Below are 17979 nucleotides of genomic sequence, written 5' to 3' on the forward strand. Positions count from 1 at the left end.
ATCAGTTCCTTGTTGAATCAAAAACTTAGTCGCGCCGATCGGCACAAGGCCCCACACCGATTCACACGATGAGAACAGAACGGCACGTGCCTTGGCCTGTTGAGAGGGGACAACAAAGGAGGCAAGACACATGCGGATCAGCGCGAGGAATGCCCTGAAGGGCAAGGTGGTCGGGATCGAGAAGGGCGTCACCACGGCCCATGTCCGGATTGATGTCGGCAACGGCACGATCGTCACCGCGGCGATCACCAACGGCTCGGTGGACACTCTCGGACTCGAGGTCGGCAAAGACGCCTACGCCGTGATCAAGGCGTCCGACGTCATGGTGGGCGTGGATCACGCTCAGTAGCGCGGCACCACGGCCACAAGATCGGCGTTGGCGAGCCGTTCCACCGCGACGCTGACGCCGTACAGCCGGGCCAGAGTCTGAGCGGTGGCCACCTCTTGCGGCGGTCCCAGGGCCATGATCCCGCCCTGCTCCAGCAGCGCCACCCGATCGGCCAAGGCATGGGCCTGCGCCGGGTCGTGGGTGGAGAGGATGATGGCCTGTCCTTCCCGCTTCAGGGCCCGTATGCGTTCCAGCACACGGACCTGATTGCCGAAATCCAGGCTGGAGGTGGGTTCGTCCATGACCAGAATGGGGGCGGCCTGGGCCAGGGCGCGGGCGATCAGCGCCAGCTGCCGCTCCCCGCCGGAAAGTTGGGTGTAGGCACGGTTGGCGAGGTGGGCGATGCCCATGGCCGAGAGCGCCCTCCCGGCAACGGCGTGATCGATGCTGCCCGGGCTGGCGAAGGGCCCGAGATGGGCCGTACGGCCCATCAACACCACCTCGGCCACGGAATACGGGAAATAGGCCGTATGGGATTGCGGCACATAGGCGATGCGCCGGGCCACCTCCGCCCGCGTCAGGCTGGACAGGTCGGCCCCGCCCAGGAGCACGCGACCGGCCCGCGGCGGCAGAAGGCCCAGCAGGGTCTTGAACAAAGTGGTCTTCCCGCTCCCGTTCGGACCCAGCAGGCAGAGCAGCTCGCCGGAGCCAAGCGTAAGGGAGACCCTCTCTCCGAGGGTGCGCCCCGGATAGCCATAGGCGAGATCCCGTAGCTCCAGCCTCATAGCCAGCCCCTGCGCCCCGAGGCCATCAGCCAGAGGAAGAAGGGGGCGCCGAGGCAGGCGGTCAGGATGCCGAGCGGCACCTCCACGGCGGCCATTGTGCGGGCCAGCGTGTCCACCGCGAGCAGGAAGCCCGCCCCGGTCAGGGCCGCGGCCGGCAGCAGCCGGGTGAAATCCGGTCCCACCAGCATGCGGGCCACATGCGGCACCAGCAGCCCCACCCAGCCAACCGCCCCGGCAATGGAGACGCTGGCCGCCGTTACCAGCGTTGCCGCCGCCACGTAGAGCAGCCTGAGGCGACCGGTCTCGACCCCGAGCGCCCGGGCCTCCTCCTCGCCAAGCGTCAGCAGGTTCATGCGCCAGCGCAGCAGCCACAGCGGCACAAGTCCCAGCAGGAGGGCCGGAGCGATCGACCAGGCGTCCAATGGCGTGGTGGACGCCAAGCTGCCCAGCAGCCAGTAGGTAATCGCGGGCAGCTGGTCATACGGGTCGGCCAGCACCTTCAGCATGGAGATGGCGGCGCTCAGCAGGGCGCCCACGGCGATGCCCGCCAGCACCAGCAGCAGCACCGGGTCATGGCCCCGGACGGCAGCCCCGACGGCGTAGACCACGCCAACCGCGACCAGGCCGCCGGCAAAGGCGAAGCCCTGGATCAGGACGAGCGGCAGGGACAGCACGATGCCCAGGATGGCCCCCAGGCTGGCGCCGGCGGAGACACCCAGCAGGTCGGGGCTGACCAGGGGGTTCCGGAACATGGCCTGATAGGCCGCCCCGGCGGTGGCCAGCGCCGCCCCGACCATCAAAGCGGCGGCTACGCGCGGCAGCCGGACCTGCCAGATCACCGTTTCCGCCGCCGGAGCCAATCCGCTGCTGGCACTGGTGAGCCGCGCCCATACCGAGGCCAGCAGATCGACCGGGGAGATCGGATAGGCGCCGACGCCGAAAGCGATCAGGACCAGCAGCAGCACGGCCAGCAGCGGGCTCCAGCGCCGCCAGGCCGGCACGCGGATTTGGAGCGATGCCGCATCCGTGGTCACCGCTCCACCTCTTCGGCTTCGGCGACGCTGAGCAGTTGGTCAGCCTGCTCCGGCGAGAGCTCGACATGATAGAATCGCTTGTAGAAATCCTGGACGATGGGGCGGATGTCCTCGGGGAAGAGGTCCGGATAGAGGATGGAAGCCAACCAGCGGGCGCCGATCAGGCGGTTGACGCCGGGCGGGAAATCCACCCAGCCGAAGGGCAGCTTCGGTGCCAGATGCACGCGGCCCGCCTGGACGGCGGCCACACCGGACCAGCGCGGATCGGTGCGGGCGTGTTGGAAGAAATGCGGGTCGGTGGTGATGATCACGTCGGGGTTCCAGGCCAGCACCTGTTCCAGCGACACCTGTGCCAGCCCGCCGGACCCGCCGCCCGCCGCCACATTCACAGCTCCAACCCGCTCGATGATCTCCGTGTTGATGGACCCGGCGAGGCCGGTCTCCAGCCCGTCGGGACCGCGGCCATAGTAAACCCGGGGCCGCGCGGAGGCGGGGAGCGCGGCAATGCGGCGGTCGATCTCGGCCATCAGGCTATCCGTATAGGCGGCCAGTGCTTCCGCCCTTGCCTCGACCCCGAGAATCCTGCCCAGGGACCGGTAGGTGCCGGCCATGTCCTCGAAACGGCCGCTGAGCAGGATGTAAGGGATGCCGGTCTGCGCCTGGACGCGGCTGGCGAGATCCGCAAAGGTGGCGCGGGTGGAGCCGACATCCAGGATCAGGTCGGGGCCGAGCGCCAGGATGGTCTCGGGGCCGGCGCTGCTGCCGCGCCCGGTCAAGCGTCCGGTGGCCGGAAGGCTGGCATAGGGCTCGGCCATGTATGCCTTTTCCAGCATCCGGTTTTCCCGCGGCCAGCCAAGCATCATCTCCGGCGCCAGGGTGTAGAGCAGGATGGCGGCCGGCGGCCCCGCCGTGAACACCCTGGACACCGCGCCCGGCAGGGTCACCGTGCGACCGGCATCATCGGTGAGGGTCCGGGCCTCAGCTGCTGCTGTGGACGAGCTACCCGCCATGCCCGCAACCAGGACAGCCAGGGTGAGAAACAGTTGCCGCATCGCATTACCTCTAGAGCGTGGAGCCATGGCCGCCGCGTGGCTGGTGGTCAGCTGTCACCGGCGTGGCTGTCGCCCGGCTGCGGCGCTGCCAGTGGCGTGTAGGCGCAGCGGTCCGGCTTCAGGTCGAGCAAGGGCGTGCCGTCCACACAGTCGAGACCGCGGACATGAAGCACCGGCCCGTCGATCCCGACCAGGGCCGCCATCTGCGTGCCGATGGGGTTGGGCCGGAGCGGCGTGCGCAGGGAGAAGGCCCCCTGGGCCACCCCGTCATTGCGCGGGCTCTGCCGGATGATGGTGCGCGGCGACAGGTGCAGCCAGTACAGCACCTCGATCCGTTCATAGGCGGCAAGCCCGTCCAGGGCTGCCGCCCAGGGCTCGAACAGTTCGATCCGGCAGACCGGGCCGTCCAGCCGGCCCTGGCGCGGGCACTCCGCGCGCCGCGTCCAGGGGGTGCGGATGCGGCCGATGAAGTAGATCCCGGCATTGAAATCTCCAGGGGCGTTGACGGCGGTTTCGCCGGGCCGGAGTTCCATCGGGCTGGACATGGCGGTTCCTTCCTCTGGCCCGGGTCAGGACCCCGGGCTGCTGAAGCCATATCCGCGCAATATGGCCCGGCCCTCCGGGGATTGCAGGTAATTGACAAAATGCCCTGCGGCGTCCGGCGCGCCCTTCAGAAGGGTGACGCCATATTCGGCCCCGACGGACACTTCGTTGGGCACAGCGATGGACCGCAATTCCGGCACCTGCCGAGCGGCTTCCAAGCTGTTGGTGCAGTAGGTGAGGAAGATGTCGGCCGCTCCCGTCTCCACCAGATGGGCATAGATGTTCCGCCCCGCGGATGGGGTGGGGGCGTCCGGCCCGCCGGTCAGGCGCTGCGCCTTGGCGTCCAGAGCCGCGGCGCTGCCCGGCCGTACAGCCTCGACCTTGGCGAACAGGGCGAGGGCATAGTCTCCTGACGGGTCGGCCTTGGGCGTGGAGATGCCGAGCCGTGTGTCCGGGGCGAGCATCATATCCAGCAGCTGTGCGCTGCCGATATCCGCAAGATCCGGCCCGACCAGGGCACACAAGGTGTTGCGGGCGAACGGGCGCACGGGACCCGTCAGCCCGGCCGCGTGCAGGGCCTGTGGGTGCTCCATGTTGGCGGAGGCGAAAACATGTCCTGGCTCGCCGCCGGCCAGTCGGTCGCGCAGCAGGCCGGACGGCCCGAAGACCGGATCGACGGCGATCCCGGTATCGGTGGTGAAGGCCATAGCAAGTTCGGTCAGGGCGCTTTTCAGGCTGCCGGCGGCATGCAGCTTCACGGCATCGGCGGCGGACGCCATGCCGGGCAGCATGGCAAACATGGCGGCGGCCAGGATCAGGCGGCGGCGGCGGGGCATGTCCGGGCTCATTCCCCGGCGTTGGGGAAGAACAGCTGCTCGCCCCCGATCTTGAAATCGGCAATGGCGGCCTGGCCCTCGGGCGAGACCACCCAGTCTGCAAAGCGCTTGGCTTCGGTGGCCTTCACATGCGGGTGCTTCTCGGGGCTGACCACCATGACGCCATACTGGTTGAAGAGGCGCTCATCCCCTTCAACAAGAATGGCAAGGTCCTGGCGGTTCTTGAAGCTGAGCCAGGTGCCGCGGTCGGTGAGGGCATAGGCGTCCATGCCGGCGGCCGTGTTCAGCGTCGGCCCCATGCCGGAGCCGGTGGAGCGATACCAGGAGCCGCTGCTCTTCACGTCCACGTCCGCCTGCGTCCAGAGCCGCAATTCGGCCTTGTGGGTGCCGCTGTCGTCCCCGCGCGAGGCGAAGGGAGCTTTTGCTTCCGCGATGCGCTTCAGGGCGGCTGTGGCGTCCCTCATGCCTTTGACACCGGCCGGGTCGTCCTTCGGGCCGACGATCACGAAGTCATTGTACATGACGTCAAGGCGCTCCTCGGCATGCCCCTCGGCCAGGAACTTCTCCTCCGACGGCTTGTCGTGCACGAACACCACGTCGGCGTCGCCGCGCCGACCAACATCCAGGGCCTGCCCGGTCCCCAGTGCCACGACCTTGACCTCGATGCCGGTCTCCTCGGTGAAGATGGGCAGGATATGCCCAAACAGGCCAGACTGCTCGGTCGATGTGGTCGAGGCCACGGTAATTGCAGGTTGCTGGGCCGCGACGCTCATCGGCGCCAGCAGGGTAGCTGCGATGGTCATTGCCCCAAGCATTCTGCGCGTGATCGTCATCGTCCCTCTCCTTTATTCAGACCCGGGCGGAGGCCCAGAGTTGCAGAATTTTGCGAACGTTCCGCTATTTGCGTAGAATCTGCAAGAGTGAGGCTGTGACGAACAGCTGGACCATGGTGCACTGGGGCAGGCTTCTTGACCGTGGCGAGCCGGCACGGAAGCGCGCATTGTGCTTCAGCTGTGTAGACCGGTCAGATGATCCGGCCCGTCTCGCCCTAGATGCCGTAATGGGCTGAGGCCAGAGGATAGGGTGCCACTTCAGTTCATCAACCGCACCGCCATCCTGCGCCGCCGCATGGCGCCAGTCAGGACAAGAACCCCTCCTCGACCACCAATGCTTTCGGACCGACGGCCCGGCGCGCTGTACACAAGAGCTGGCGCGCTGGTGATTCCAACCCCGCCCCCGCTTTTATGAGGCCGCAAAGTTCCGCGAATGACAGGTGTGCCACACCGACATCAGATCGAGTTCGCATGCGTTCGCCGATGCACGAGCGCCTGCTTGGCAGCAAGAGTGAGACCACCGCCAACAAGCACGCAGAGTGCTTCGACACCCCACCGTGCCAGCGCATCCAGCGCAAGATCAAGGTTACCGGACCCCAGCCCCATCCCGACGATCGCCATGCTCGGCACCAGGGCGAGGGCCACCATGACGCCTGTGGCGAGGACGGTCTGCCGGGACGACGTTATGACGCCGCCGGCGATGCCGGCGAGCAAGGAGGTGGCAACTCCCGTCGCGGTGATTTTCGACCAGTAATCCACCCAGTACAGGCTGGTCAGGTCCGTCGCGGCGTTCTTGTGCAGCCAGAGGGCAAGGCCAGTACCAATAAGCCCGCCTGCTCCCAGCAGCAGATACCCGACACAGGTCGACCATATTCCGGCCCTCGCACTGTATCTATGGCCCAGCAATCCAAATGCGATGCGCAGCAGGGGGGCGTATCCGGGCGCAACCAGCATGGCGCCAATCACGATGTGCAGGGTGTCCGTGACCAGCCCGAAGGCGGCGATAGCGCCGGAGAGCGTCATCAGAAGAAGATAGTTGATGGAGAGATTGGACTCCCGGCGCATCAGCGCTCCCATCTCCTCCCAGATCGCTTCGTTGCCCTCGTCGTCCAAGGACCGCGCCTGACCGGACGAGATCACCACGGAAGGCTCACTGATCGTCACGGAGCCGACCCTCAATGCTCCGATCTGGTCGAGATACTTGATCGCTGCCAGAGCGGCATTGTTGGATGTGTCGATAGATAGGACGTCATCATCAGAGCCCAGAGAAGCGCCGCGGTGCAAGGTGATGCTCGCCACACCTGACTGGCCTTTGAGATGGTCGACGATCCGGGTGCGCATCTCCGGCGAAATCGTGACGTTGATCCTGCGCGGCACTTGGTCTCTCCCTGTCTCAAGGGCTTGGGCCCTGTCCCAACCAGCGCAGGGAGGTTTCTGATCCATTAGGTGCCGCTGATTTTCCGACGGCAACCCGCGGGGTGACTGACAAAGGGGCCAGGAGGATACCAGCCTGCGATGGCTGATCCTGATAGGAGGCCCCGATCAGATCTGCAGAGTGAGGTGCATCCCGAACAGCTCCAGCCCGCGAGGAAGCGATCGCGTTGGCCGGCCGCCACGATGCTGGACAGCAAGACGGCCTCATGACAGGGCTTGCTAAGGCAACCAAGCGCCGCATAGCGATTGGCCCGGGCCTGCTCCACCTGGCCTGTTACGAACAGCGACGGGATCATGCAGCAGGTCTAGGCATAACGTGCCGGCTCGACCCCTTCTCCACGTCCATCGGGCAGGCGTACATCCGTCATGTGGCCCTCCGTTTCGAGTGCCGGGCATTTCCGTCGAGCATGTGACGGAGTTGGCGCTCCGCCGATGCCACGCTGGCGAAGCGGTGCTGGTCAAGTGGAGATGTCCCTTTGGCAGCGAAGAAAACATAGCCTCGCGCCTCCTTGACCAGGATGCCGGCAGCCACCCCGCCGACCTCGACAATACACCTGTCCATGGCTTCCCCAGATTCCATGGCTCCTCCAGAGTGCCCCCATCATAAGAGAGAACGGAGACCCCTCCGGCAGGGGTAGTCCGCTTCGGGCAATGTAAATGGAGATTCCACCCGCTGTCTGTCTCCAGGAAGAGAGCGATGTCCGGCCAGATCAATTAGGCGGCGCTGTGGCGATCAGCAGGAGGGTGCCCAGCAGGATCATGGTCAAGCGCAGCGCTCGTTCGAGCGTCTTCCCGGGCCGCTCTATGCTTCTGGTTGTTAGAAAATCAGCGCGAAGATGCCGATGACGACAATCAGCCCGATGAGAAAGATGATGCCAATGGCGCTGCCCAAGAACTTCAACATGTCCAGGCTCCTCTCTTGAATGCGAGAATGCGGCCCCGCGGGAGGCCGCATTCCATTCTCATGGTCTCACCAGGCTCAGGCGCGGTCCTTGCCTGTAAGGGCATCCTTCACGTTGCCGACGGTATTCTGGATCTTACCCTCGGCTTTGTCCGCCTTGCCCTCGGACTGGAGCTTGCTGTCTCCGGTCAGGTTGCCAGCGCCCTCCTTGAGGTCGCCTTTCATCTTCTTCATCGAGCCTTCGGTCCGGTCGTCGTTCATCTCATGCTCCTTGGCAGGAAAATGCCGACGCAATCGCCGGCAGGAACGTTACATCAACAGCATTAGGGAGAAACCGTCCCTGGTGAATCGAAGTAAGAGGCTGAAAACTGACATTCACAGCCAGATGGCGGGGTTGTGGCTTACCTCATGAACTGACGCTCTGCCCATGCCGGCAGGCGTGCTAGCGCCGGAGACTTGCGATTCCCAGCCTGCACTGGAGCGGCTATTTGAAATCTATGGGATGCATACCTTGGATCAAAGCGGCAGCCCTACTATCCGCATCCGCCTGGTCAGTTCCTGCGCCTTCGCGCAGCACGGCTCCCCGCGCAGGATGTGGCGGACATCTGCAGGCTTGGTGCTGAACTGATTAGCGGGCGATTGCACAGTGTAGCCGTGCCAGATCAGGGGCGGTTCCAAGTCTTCAAGACGCCGGGAGAGGATGCTCTCCTCCACTGGCACCGTAACCGGCCGCACCTGCGGCGGCTCCGGGTTTTAAACGGACCTGGAAAGACATGCAGGTCGCATAAAGAAGACTACCCGGTTTTCCCTTGCCAATCGCGAACGTTGATCCTACATACCACTTCGACCGGGCTCATCAAGACTGCACGGGTAGTAAAGCACCCCGATATCTCCGAAAGTAAATCTACTTTCGAAATTAACGGCAGTTCAACGCCTGGACTGCGACTCTCGATCTTGCGAGGTGCGGCGCAAGGCAGACCGTCCGGCTGCTGTGAACGCACATGGCTCGGATAGGCGGAGCAAGGAACAGGGGTGGAATGTGGGTACCTGAATGTCATCACCGCATAGTGCGCTTGACCTTCGACCAGGCATTCACGGCTCTCTGGGCCAAGGGCATTGAGGAGGATGTCGCACGGTTTGCGGCGGTCGAATTTATCACTGCGTATTTGTCCCGCAACCTGGCAATGACGCTCTCGGGATGCCGTCCTGACGAGTGTCGCCGCGTCCAGAGATCAATGATGGCTCGGATGGGGGGCTATTCCGAACGATTTGTCTCGCGTAAAACTTGATGATCCAGGCCAATACTGAAGCCTTGGTGGTCTGCGTTGTGATTGCCGGGGTTTCGTACTTGGCGGACATGGCCATCGCGTATGGGGCTGAGGCGAAAATCCGGGCCGATCTCAAGCAGGACAGGGTGGACGAGCGGATTCAGCAGCGCAGTACTCTGGCCCTGCGTCTGCAAGCCCGGCGGGAAAGCATGCTGCCCCGGCTTGTTAAACTCGAGGCAGAGGTCAAATCGGCACGTCGGCGCCAGTACATGGTGACCAAGCGGTTGGCCGACCTTTCCGCCGGCCGCTCCGCGCTGATCCGGGTTGTCGGCGAAGAGGAGGCTTTCGCGCGCCCTGAGCGCCCGGGGCGGCGTTTTGAAGCCCATCTGATCATCCGGCATGTGCAACGGGCCTTGCTTGAGCAGAAGGAGCACCCGTTCCTAGCCCCTTGGTGGGCGCGCTCCCAAAGGGTAGAGGTGTGGGCACTGTCGATCGCGGAGGCGAAAGCAGTTGTCGAGAAGGCGTTTCCCCCTGCAACAGGGTTCTACCTGATCGAGATTATGGAGCCGGAGGACGATACGAATTCCGCCTCATCAGGGCTCCCGACCAGGCTTGCAGCCCAATTGGACCAGTGATGATGGACGGGCTACCGTTCTGGTTCGGTATAGTTGCCAGCATCGCTGCTGCCGCACATATTGCCGATCTTGTCAGCAAGCGCATTCGCCACGCCAAGGCGCTCTATGCCGCGCGGCACCGCCAGCTGCAGGAGATCACGCACCAGATGCGGGACAAGGCCAAGATCACCCTGGCGCTCCGGCGCGAGGAACAGGCCATGGCTGCGGAGCTTGAAAGCCTGTCTCGCAGCATTCACACCGGTGAAGACGCTGTGGTCCAGCAGAAGAGCCAAGAAAGCCTGCTCTATGTGCTGGAAGAGAACAGGAATGCAGGCGATCAGGCCTTCCTAGCCCGGATCACGCACCGAGCCTTCGCCCGTGTGGCGCCAGCGGCTCCGCAGCGGGTGCTGGACAGCTGGAGCCAGGGCCGGCAGTTTCTGGTCTGGGGTGCGATGGCGCAAGCCGCCCAGGCGAAAGCCGCGATGCGCTATCCCCATGGTCGTGGCTTCACCGTCGGTGCTGCGGATGCCTACAAGGGCAATGCCGATGAACTTTGATCATCTCCACCCAATCCGCGCCGGGTAGGAGTGCGCTCAGTCCTGACGACATGGCGGCATCAGCGCACGGGACTAGTCCCTCCTCTTTGATGATCCTCGCAGGCTTGTATGATAGTTTCCAACTCTCTGGGCTTCCTTGACACCCCGCCACTCCGGGAGGGCTTCCGCTATTGGCAGTCGCTCTGCTCGCCTCAGGGGTTGCCACAGACCCAGGATCTGGATCCTGTCACGATGCCGATGGCTGTCCTGCCCTGGATGCTGCTCTATCATCGTACGAGCAGCGGCCGGTATCTCTGCCTGCGGATGGGAGCGGGTGCTTGCTGCGTATTCGGATATGACCCGACCGGGCGCCATATGGATGAGCTGCTGTCGTCAGAAATCTATGAGGGGCATCGCCGCCTTTTCGACGAATGTCTCCTTACGGCGCAGCCGGTCGGCTATGGCGGCCGGCTCAGCCTGCCGGGAGAGGAGCACATCCCGTACCGCCGTTTGCTGCTTCCGGTCTGCACTGCCCGGGTTGCCGACCATGTCTTCGGCCTGATTGTCTTTCCCAACCAAAACAGTGCAGCCCTGCCATCCCACGCCAGCCAGAGTGCAGCGTGGGAGGCGAGTGTCTGGCGATATGATGTCGGTGCCTGAATGCATCACGACGGTGCAGGCTCTGACGACCCATAGGGCGTTTTGTATTCAGAAGCAGGAGCCTGCAGCACCAGTAAGGTGGAGCGCACTGGCTCTTGCACCATCCGCATCCGCGACCACGAATGCAGTCTCCTCTTTCAGGGCAAGGGCTTCTGACCCCTTCCCGGAAAATGCCTCCAGTCAGATTGAGAGTCGTTCGGCATGATTGTTGACCCAAGGATGGGGAGTGCCGGTCGATGAGGACGTCGAAGTACACGGATGAGCAGATCGCCTTTGCCCTGCGTCAAGCGGAGCTGGGCACGGGGGTGGACGAGGCCTGAGCCAAGATGGGGATCAGCCAGGCGACGTTTTCCGCTGGAAGCAGAAGTACGACGGCCTGGGTCCGTCGGAGCTCAGGAAGCTGCGCCGGCTGGAAGAGGAGAATTGGTCAGCTACGGTGCCGTAAAGCGGACAATCATGCCCGGCACCGAACACCGGCACCATAAAGAGCTGAACAAGAGGGCCGAGAACAGCCATCAGCCGACCCGACGACGGAAGCGCATGATGAAGCGGTTCAAATCACCAGGCCAGGCGCAGCGGTTCCTGTCCGCTCATGAGCCAATCGCCAATCTCTTCCGCCGACCCGCTAATCTCTCCAATGCCGACCATCGCTGCCATCGGGCTCAGGCTTTCCTGACCTGGGCTGAGGTGACCGGGGCGGTCTTCAAGGTCTGAGAGAGAACGCATCAGCCCTCTTTGCGACCTACGGCCGGCAGGTTGACGGCACCGGTCCAGGCGTCCCGTTCGGCAAAAACCCGGCTCACCTCCTCCATGTGCTCCGTGCCCCAGGAACAGAGCGGCACGAGGGCCTCGGCCAAGCTGCGGCCCAGAGCGGTGAGGCTGTAGTCTACCCGCGGGGGAATCTCCTTGTAATCGGTCCGCTTCACGAGACCATCGGCCTCCAGTTCTTTGAGCTGCTGGATCAGCATCTTGTCGCTGACATCGCGCACCGCTCGCCGGAGTTCGCCATAGCGGTACGGGCCACCTTGAGCGAGGAAGTACAGGATCAGCGGCTTCCACTTGCCGGCGATGATCCGCAAGGTCGCGTCAAGGCCGCAGGTGAAGCCGGGCAAAGTCGGGGTGCAACTCGGCTCGGGCCGCGGGGGCTGCGGCGGTGGCTGGATCGGGTTTGAAGGATGTCTTGTCATTTTCCAGGGTACTTACAAAAAGGTGCATACTTGTTGTTAGGTGGGTGTGTCGCCAGCTCAGTGCAACCTCAATCAAGGAGCACATCATGAGCAGGCTTCAGGGCAAGACGGCGGTGGTGACGGGCGGCAGCAGCGGCATCGGGTTCGGGGCCGCCGAACGGTTCATCGAAGAAGGCGCCTTCGTCTACATCTTCGGCCGGCGGCAGGAGGCGCTCGACGCCGCTGTGGCGCGGCTAGGCTCCTCGGCGCGGGCGGTAGCGGGCTCGGTGACGGACCTGTCCGACCTCGACCGGTTGTTCGACACGGTCAAAGCCGAACGGGGCGGGCTGGACATTCTCTTCGCCAATGCCGGCACGGGAGCGTTCGCGCCGCTCGGGGAAATCACGCCCGAGCATTACGACCAGCTCTTCGATGTCAATGTGAAGGGGCTCGTCTTCACGGCGCAGAAGGGGCTGCCGCTGATGAAAGCGGGGTCGTCGATCATCCTGACCGGCTCGAGCACGGGCGTGATGGGAACGCCGCAGTTCAGCATCTATAGCGCGACCAAGGCCGCGATCCGCAATCTGGCGCGCAGCTGGGCGCTGGATCTGCGCGGCACGGGAATCCGGGTCAACGTGCTGTCTCCCGGGCCGACCAAGACGGAGTTGGCGCTTGAGGTGCTGGGCGAGGAGGGGATGGCTGCGCTCGGCCGCACGACGCCCCTCGGGCGCATGGGCGACCCGGCGGAGACGGGGGCGGTGGCCGCGTTCCTGGCATCCTCGGACAGCAGCTTCATGACCGGCGGCGAGGTGTTCGTCGATGGTGGACTTGCGCAGGTCTGATACCTGGAGCGTCTGAGCGTGAGGGCTTCGGTACCCGGGATCGAAGCCCTTCATGCGCTGTCTCCCTTGCAACCTGGTCTATGTCGCTGTTCTCCCAATGCAGCCGGAGTGGCCGGCGTGCACCGTCAAGTTGATGGCCCATGCGGGTAACCAGGAACGCACTGATGCCCAGGGAGTAGGAACGGGGTTGGCTTAAGCAGCCAATCGGCTACCAGCAATCTCCGTCCAGGCCGTGAAGCCCTGAGCGCGTGCGATACGAAACCTAGTAGCGGTGTGCTGGCTGCGGCGGAGGTGGAAAAGATTGCTAAGCCGGTCGTGAATAGACAGGAAGCGTTGCACCTGCCGAGGTGATTTGTAGCGCTTCATCTGGCCAAGCTTTGTGTCAGCGGCGTCCCGGAGGATCCGACCCAGTATGGAGGGCCGAAATCGTGCCGGAGGCCCTGATCGGCGTTTCTGTCCGAAGCCCCGCCGCGCGGGTGAAAGTGTCTATGAGGCTGGCGCAAATGCGGCCCTTATACAGTTCCGTCCCTGCGTCTTGGCGGCATAGAGCAGCCGGTCGGCTCGCCGCAGCAGCTGCTCCAAGGTTTCGCCGGTCTCCAAGGCGGCGACCCCGGCGCTGGCGGTGACTGCAATATGCCCCGGTCCGGAGACCGCGTCCTCGTCCAGGCGGATTGCTTCCTGCTCGATCCGCCGGCGCAGGCGCTCCGCTATGGCTCTCCCGACCTCCAAATCGCACCCGGGCAGGAGAACCAAGAACTCCTCTCCGCCAATGCGTCCCAGCAGGTCGATGCTCCGGATTTCCTCACGGCATAGAGTTGCGAACCGCTGCAGCACCCGGTCGCCGACAGGATGACCAAAGCGGTCGTTGATGGTCTTGAAATGGTCCAGGTCGAGCATGATCATCGACAGCGGCTCGCTCCGCTGCGTGGACTGGACAAGCTGCCGGCCGGCCAGTTCGAAAAGCCGAGCCCGATTGAGAACTCCGGTCAGATGATCGGTCGTGGCGAGCCTGACCAGCGCATCGGCCTCAACGTACTCGCCATGAAGGCGCCGGGCTATGAAAAGGTACTGGCGGTTCTTCGGCTCCGCATCGAGAACGGAGACAAGACAGTCCCCGCTGAACCGCTGCCCGTCCTGGGTCAGCATCGGGCCGGTGGAGAGATGCCAGCCCTGGTCCTGGGCCGTCGCGAAACGCTCCCGCATCTGATGGTCCAATTGGGGGCCTGGTGGGAAGATGACGCGGATCGGCATGCCGAGCATCGTTTCCTGCCTCCAACCGAGCAGGTTTTCGCCGGACCTGTTCCAGTCCAGCACCCGGCCGAAATCATCGACCGTGCAATGCATGTATCCGGTGGCCCCCTGCAGGATGGCGGCGAACCAAGCGTCTGTCAGGCGGGTCCGTTGCTCCTGGCGGACCAACTCCGAAATGTCGGTGAGCGTGCCGACATAGCGATGCGGGCTGATCTTCGTCACTGTGAGTGAGGCCCAGATCGTCCGTTGGGCGGGACCGAGGCTGCCGATATAGATGCGCCGGTTCTCGCATACAGAGCCGCTAGGCAGAGCCTGACTGCCCACCAGATGCGGCAGATCTGGAACACAAGTCTCCAGAATGCTGAACAGATTGTCCGGGTCGGCGCAGCTCGCCAGCAATGGCATCAGCAGGCGCGGCACTTCGGGATTGATAAGCTCGATGCGGCCGGTGCTGTCAAACTGGACGATGCCAATCGGCACCTGGTAGAGAAGCCGCAGCAGGCTTTCATCTGCTTCGCCCGACGCGGGAAGCTCGCATGGGGGCATGTCCGCCAGCATCAGGTCCGTCCAACAAGAACGAAACGCAAAGGTGCTGACGCCCGTTGCAGCAGGCGCAGCTGCACCCGGGTCGGGCGCATGCGCAAGGTCAGCACATAGGGAACCGTCTCGTCGAGCTCGGCCTCGCTCTCGAAGCGCTCAGCCACCATGAAATTGTTCATGCAAGGCGCCACCGCTGTAAACAGCGGCTGGCCCAACACAGCGCCGTGCGACAGCCCGGCAGCCCCAGCCTCGTACCGGTTGTAGAGGCGGACGAGACCGATCCGGTCGAAGCCGATCACGCCCAGCTCAAGGCTGTCCGGATCGATTGTTCCGTCGAAGAGCTGCTCTTTGAGACGGGGGCAGCCAATCAGGCTCCGCTCCGGAAGCGTCATCAGATCTCTCCAGGCATATCGTGTTGCGGCAGGGTCGGGCGCCAGCGGGTAGACAGGAACAGAGACGCCAATGCCGCGATGTCCGGCGACAGCGGGCGGTCGCGATCCAGCGGGAGAACCGTCTGACGAACCCTTGCCAGGAGCTCCCGGCTGGAGACCGCGAAGGCCTTTATTGAGCCTTCGGTCATCTCCATGGCCTGGGCCAGGGCGATTGCCTGGATCGCCAGCACATAGGCGGCAAGTTCCACCAGACGCGCCGTTCTGCGCGCCGCGATGGTGCCCATGGTGACAACATCCTGGTTTTCGGCATTGGTTGAAATGGATTGGATCGAGGCTGGAACGGCCAGGCTGCGCATTTCCGCCACGAGTGCCGTTGCCGTGACCTGCGCCCCCATCAGTCCGCTGTCCAGCCCCACGGTCCCGCCGGTCAGGAAGGCGGGCCGGCCGCCATTGCGCCGCGGGTCCGTAAGCCGTGCCAAACAGCGCTCGGCATGCACCGCGATCCCGGTCACGGCCAGGGCCAAGCTGTCCGACGCGTAGGCCACATGCTGGCCGAAGAAGTTGCCGCCGTGCAGAACATGACCATCCGCGGCAAAGATCAGGGGATTGTCGGTCGCGCTGACAAGCTCGGTTTCAACGATCCCGTTGTGATGGTCGAGCTGGTCCTTGGCTGCGCCGAACAGCTGGGGCAGGCAGCGGATTGTATAGGGGTCCTGGAGCAGGGGACGATTGTGCAAGACGCCGCTTTGGGCATCCACTTTTTCCAGCACGGGCGGTGGTTGCTGGGGTGCTTGAAGCCGGCTGCTGCTGCGGCACAGCCGCGCAAGCTCGGCATGGGCCCAGCGTTGGCCCGGATGCGGGCGCACCATCCCGAAGCGCGGATCAAACGCCTCGCTGTACCCGTGGAACAGCTCGGCGTTGCAGACGGCCATCTGGAGTGCGAGGTCCAGCAGGCGTCCGCAGCGGCTGCCGTTCAGCGCGGCGATCCCGGTCATCGCCGAAGTCCCGTTCACGAGGGCCAAGCCCTCCTTATGCCCCAATTGGGCGGGAATCAATCCGGCGTGTGCCAGGGCTTCGGCGCCCGCAACCCGCCTTCCGGCGACAAAAGCCTCGCCCTCGCCGATCATCACAAGGGCGACATGAGCCAATGGCGTCAGATCGCCGCTCGCCCCCACAGTGCCCATTTCCGGCACCACGGGCACCACATCCCGGTTCAGCATATCCAGCAGCAGCGCAAAGCTTGACGCCCCAATCCCGGAGTAGCCCTGGGCAAGGTTTGCGGCCCGCACGGCCATCAGGGCGCGCACCTGGTCGGAGGGCAACGGAGCGCCCACACCGCTGGCCAGATGGTAGATCAGGCCGCGCTGCAGCGCCTCGGCACATTCCGGCAGCACATGATGCTCGGCCAACGGCCCGTACCCGGTGGTCACGCCGTAAATCCGGCGGCGTTCCTCGACATGGCCCGACAGGGCTGCGCCGGCGGCGGCCATGCGCTCCCTCGCGGCAGGGTTGACTGTGACCGCTGCCCCGTGGGCGACGCGCTCGATCTCATCCAGGACAAGCGGTCCCCCAAGGTCGATTGCGCCTTCGCCTGCATGATGGCCGGGCATCAGCGCATCTCCGGGGACATAAGAGGATGCCAATCCGCGGCTTTTCCAAGCGGGGTGCGCGGCAATGCCTCTCCCACAGTCCAGGATTTCGGGCATTCGGGGATGGAAAGGCGCGTTTCCGCCCAGTCGCGCAGCTCGGCTGCAAAAACCGGCCCCGCGGCCTTGTCGCGCGGGACGATGAAGGCTTTCAGGCGGAGCGCACCCGGGCCGCCAAAGCTCCGGACAGCGGCATCCTGGACGCCGGGATGCAGCCGGAGCACGGCGGCAACGCGGTCTGGAAAGACGTTCACGCCTCCGACCTGCACGGCTCCGTCCAGGCGCCCGGCAACATGGAATTGTCCAGGCGAGAGCAGATGGATCTTGTCCTGCAAGGCGACAGCGAGGCTTGAGCCGGTGTGCGAAATCTCTGTCCCGTCTGCGCGCAGCTGCCAATATGGGAAGAGCTGATAGGGTTCATCGGCGCTGGCGCGCCATCCGATGCCTGCGGTTTCACTGGAGCCGTACACCTCCAGAATTTTGTCCAAACCCTGCGCTTCGAGAGCCCTGAACACCTCCAGCGCCAGCGGGCCCGTGGAGGTCACGGCTCGCACGCCGGGAGCGAAGCGTATTCCGGATTGCGCCACGCTGGTCCAGAGCTCAGGCACGCCGACGAGGAGATCGCCACTGCGGAGATCCGCCGCAACCCTGGCCGGTAGGCGCCCGCGCCCGTCCAGGATCGGAATCCCGAGCTGCTGCGGCAAAAGCGCCGTGAAGAGAAAGCCGTAGATGTGATGACTGGGCACAAGGCTGACGATGCGCCGGACCGGGCCGAGAATGCGCGCCAGGTGCTCCGTCTCCTCGAGCAAGCGGTTCAGACCGTGCTGGCATGGCTTCGGCTGGCCTGTGCTTCCGGATGTGCGGAAGGTGACTGTTTCGGCGTAGTGGCTGAGGCCAACCGCCGCGATATCGATCCACTCGGAGAGTTGTCGGCGCGCAAGGAGGAGGTCCTCAACGCCCGACCGGTGCAGATGCAGCGCCTCCGTCAACGCCGTCGCCAGCGTGATCAGTTCCAAACTGTCCGCACCCAGCCCAGCTGGGCCGATCTCGAGGTTCTCGGTCCGGTCCTTCAGCAGGGCGTCCCCGGCTCCCGGCCGGAGGCGTTGCAGCTCGCCCTCCACGAGATCCTTGACGAAACGACCAAGAATGGACCGGTTTTGCCACCAGCCTGGTGTCGCAATGTCAGCTGGTGCGGTCGTCATGCCAGCAGCTCCGGAATGCTTGATCCGGCGCCGCCCGCGATCCACGCCCCAAAGCCGTTGGTCTGCCGTTGAAGCTGTGGACCGTACAGAGCCGGGGTGCCAGAAAAGGAAAATCT

At 64.5% G+C, this 17979-nt stretch carries 20 protein-coding genes and 2 pseudogenes; 7 read left to right on the top strand and 15 right to left on the bottom strand.

All coding sequences use genetic code 11. From position 1 onward, the window contains the following. Positions 1-130: 130 nt before the first annotated feature. Complete coding sequence (locus tag DOL89_RS22190) at positions 131-349, top strand: TOBE domain-containing protein (RefSeq protein WP_119681552.1); 219 nt, start codon at positions 131-133, stop codon at positions 347-349. Here DOL89_RS22190 and DOL89_RS22195 read toward each other — a convergent pair. From DOL89_RS22195 to DOL89_RS22235, 10 genes are all read right to left on the bottom strand, one after another. Beyond that, the gene (locus DOL89_RS22195; RefSeq protein WP_119681553.1) at positions 343-1113 is read right to left on the bottom strand and encodes an ABC transporter ATP-binding protein; all 771 of its coding nucleotides are present in this window, start codon (positions 1111-1113) and stop codon (positions 343-345) included. The genes DOL89_RS22190 and DOL89_RS22195 overlap by 7 nt on opposite strands. Then, the gene (locus DOL89_RS22200; protein WP_119681554.1) at positions 1110-2147 is read right to left on the bottom strand and encodes a FecCD family ABC transporter permease; all 1038 of its coding nucleotides are present in this window, start codon (positions 2145-2147) and stop codon (positions 1110-1112) included. Before DOL89_RS22200 ends, DOL89_RS22195 begins: the two co-directional genes overlap by 4 nt. Continuing rightward, the gene (locus DOL89_RS22205; RefSeq protein WP_119681555.1) at positions 2144-3199 is read right to left on the bottom strand and encodes an iron ABC transporter substrate-binding protein; all 1056 of its coding nucleotides are present in this window, start codon (positions 3197-3199) and stop codon (positions 2144-2146) included. The genes DOL89_RS22200 and DOL89_RS22205 overlap by 4 nt, the downstream gene beginning before the upstream one ends. A gap of 47 nt (positions 3200-3246) precedes the next feature. Beyond that, complete coding sequence (tsaA, locus tag DOL89_RS22210) at positions 3247-3744, bottom strand: tRNA (N6-threonylcarbamoyladenosine(37)-N6)-methyltransferase TrmO (protein ID WP_225890085.1); 498 nt, start codon at positions 3742-3744, stop codon at positions 3247-3249. Between the two features lie 24 nt (positions 3745-3768). Next, a complete protein-coding gene (locus DOL89_RS22215) occupies positions 3769-4578 on the bottom strand; it encodes a molybdate ABC transporter substrate-binding protein (protein ID WP_119681556.1) in 810 nt (269 codons plus the stop codon). 8 nt (positions 4579-4586) lie between these two features. After that, positions 4587-5411, bottom strand: a complete 825-nt coding sequence (locus tag DOL89_RS22220) for an extracellular solute-binding protein (protein WP_162937800.1) — start codon at positions 5409-5411, stop codon at positions 4587-4589. 456 nt (positions 5412-5867) lie between these two features. Then, positions 5868-6788, bottom strand: a complete 921-nt coding sequence (locus DOL89_RS22225) for a DUF389 domain-containing protein (RefSeq protein WP_162937801.1) — start codon at positions 6786-6788, stop codon at positions 5868-5870. A gap of 421 nt (positions 6789-7209) precedes the next feature. Then, positions 7210-7425 carry a hypothetical protein gene (locus DOL89_RS22230; protein WP_119681558.1) on the bottom strand — a complete coding sequence of 72 codons (216 nt, stop codon included), beginning with the start codon at positions 7423-7425 and terminating at the stop codon, positions 7210-7212. 237 nt (positions 7426-7662) lie between these two features. After that, positions 7663-7800 carry a hypothetical protein gene (locus tag DOL89_RS26160; RefSeq protein ID WP_449768891.1) on the bottom strand — a complete coding sequence of 46 codons (138 nt, stop codon included), beginning with the start codon at positions 7798-7800 and terminating at the stop codon, positions 7663-7665. A 24-nt stretch (positions 7801-7824) separates the two neighbouring features. Then, positions 7825-8007 carry a CsbD family protein gene (locus DOL89_RS22235; protein ID WP_119681559.1) on the bottom strand — a complete coding sequence of 61 codons (183 nt, stop codon included), beginning with the start codon at positions 8005-8007 and terminating at the stop codon, positions 7825-7827. 1027 nt (positions 8008-9034) lie between these two features. Here DOL89_RS22235 and DOL89_RS22250 point away from each other — a divergent pair. The 5 genes and pseudogenes from DOL89_RS22250 to DOL89_RS22265 form a co-directional block, all read left to right on the top strand. Beyond that, a complete protein-coding gene (locus tag DOL89_RS22250; RefSeq protein ID WP_119681562.1) occupies positions 9035-9649 on the top strand; it encodes a hypothetical protein in 615 nt (204 codons plus the stop codon). Continuing rightward, the gene (locus DOL89_RS22255; RefSeq protein ID WP_119681563.1) at positions 9649-10185 is read left to right on the top strand and encodes a hypothetical protein; all 537 of its coding nucleotides are present in this window, start codon (positions 9649-9651) and stop codon (positions 10183-10185) included. The genes DOL89_RS22250 and DOL89_RS22255 overlap by 1 nt, the downstream gene beginning before the upstream one ends. 354 nt (positions 10186-10539) lie before the next feature. After that, on the top strand, positions 10540-10824 hold the full coding sequence (locus tag DOL89_RS22260) for a hypothetical protein (protein WP_205574742.1): 285 nt from the start codon (positions 10540-10542) through the stop codon (positions 10822-10824). Between the two features lie 236 nt (positions 10825-11060). Further along, positions 11061-11248, top strand: a pseudogene (locus tag DOL89_RS25725) (transposase); the annotation flags it as partial. Continuing rightward, a pseudogene (locus DOL89_RS22265) lies at positions 11245-11538 on the top strand (DDE-type integrase/transposase/recombinase); the annotation flags it as partial. The pseudogenes DOL89_RS25725 and DOL89_RS22265, both read left to right, overlap by 4 nt. Before the next feature lie 11 nt (positions 11539-11549). On the opposite strand, the gene DOL89_RS22270 reads toward DOL89_RS22265, so the two are convergent. Next, positions 11550-11936: a winged helix-turn-helix transcriptional regulator gene (locus DOL89_RS22270; RefSeq protein ID WP_119681565.1), complete on the bottom strand. Its 387-nt coding sequence runs from the start codon at positions 11934-11936 to the stop codon at positions 11550-11552. A 161-nt stretch (positions 11937-12097) separates the two neighbouring features. Here DOL89_RS22270 and DOL89_RS22275 point away from each other — a divergent pair, with 161 nt between their 5' ends. Next, positions 12098-12832: an SDR family NAD(P)-dependent oxidoreductase gene (locus DOL89_RS22275; protein WP_119681566.1), complete on the top strand. Its 735-nt coding sequence runs from the start codon at positions 12098-12100 to the stop codon at positions 12830-12832. Between the two features lie 486 nt (positions 12833-13318). Here the strand turns inward: DOL89_RS22275 and DOL89_RS22280 are convergent, their stop codons facing one another. From DOL89_RS22280 to pcl, 4 genes are read right to left on the bottom strand one after another with little or no spacing between them, the layout of a single operon-like run. Further along, complete coding sequence (locus DOL89_RS22280; RefSeq protein ID WP_119681567.1) at positions 13319-14641, bottom strand: GGDEF domain-containing protein; 1323 nt, start codon at positions 14639-14641, stop codon at positions 13319-13321. Next, on the bottom strand, positions 14641-15015 hold the full coding sequence (locus DOL89_RS22285) for a hypothetical protein (RefSeq protein ID WP_225890086.1): 375 nt from the start codon (positions 15013-15015) through the stop codon (positions 14641-14643). Before DOL89_RS22285 ends, DOL89_RS22280 begins: the two co-directional genes overlap by 1 nt. Further along, entirely contained in the window at positions 15015-16625 is a 1611-nt protein-coding gene (locus DOL89_RS22290; protein WP_162937802.1) for an HAL/PAL/TAL family ammonia-lyase, read from the bottom strand. Before DOL89_RS22290 ends, DOL89_RS22285 begins: the two co-directional genes overlap by 1 nt. Beyond that, positions 16625-17908, bottom strand: a complete 1284-nt coding sequence (gene pcl, locus DOL89_RS22295; RefSeq protein ID WP_162937803.1) for a 4-coumarate--CoA ligase — start codon at positions 17906-17908, stop codon at positions 16625-16627. The genes DOL89_RS22290 and pcl overlap by 1 nt, the downstream gene beginning before the upstream one ends. Positions 17909-17979: the final 71 nt, after the last annotated feature.

It is taken from the genome of Indioceanicola profundi (genome assembly GCF_003568845.1).
GTDB lineage: Bacteria > Pseudomonadota > Alphaproteobacteria > Azospirillales > Azospirillaceae > Indioceanicola > Indioceanicola profundi.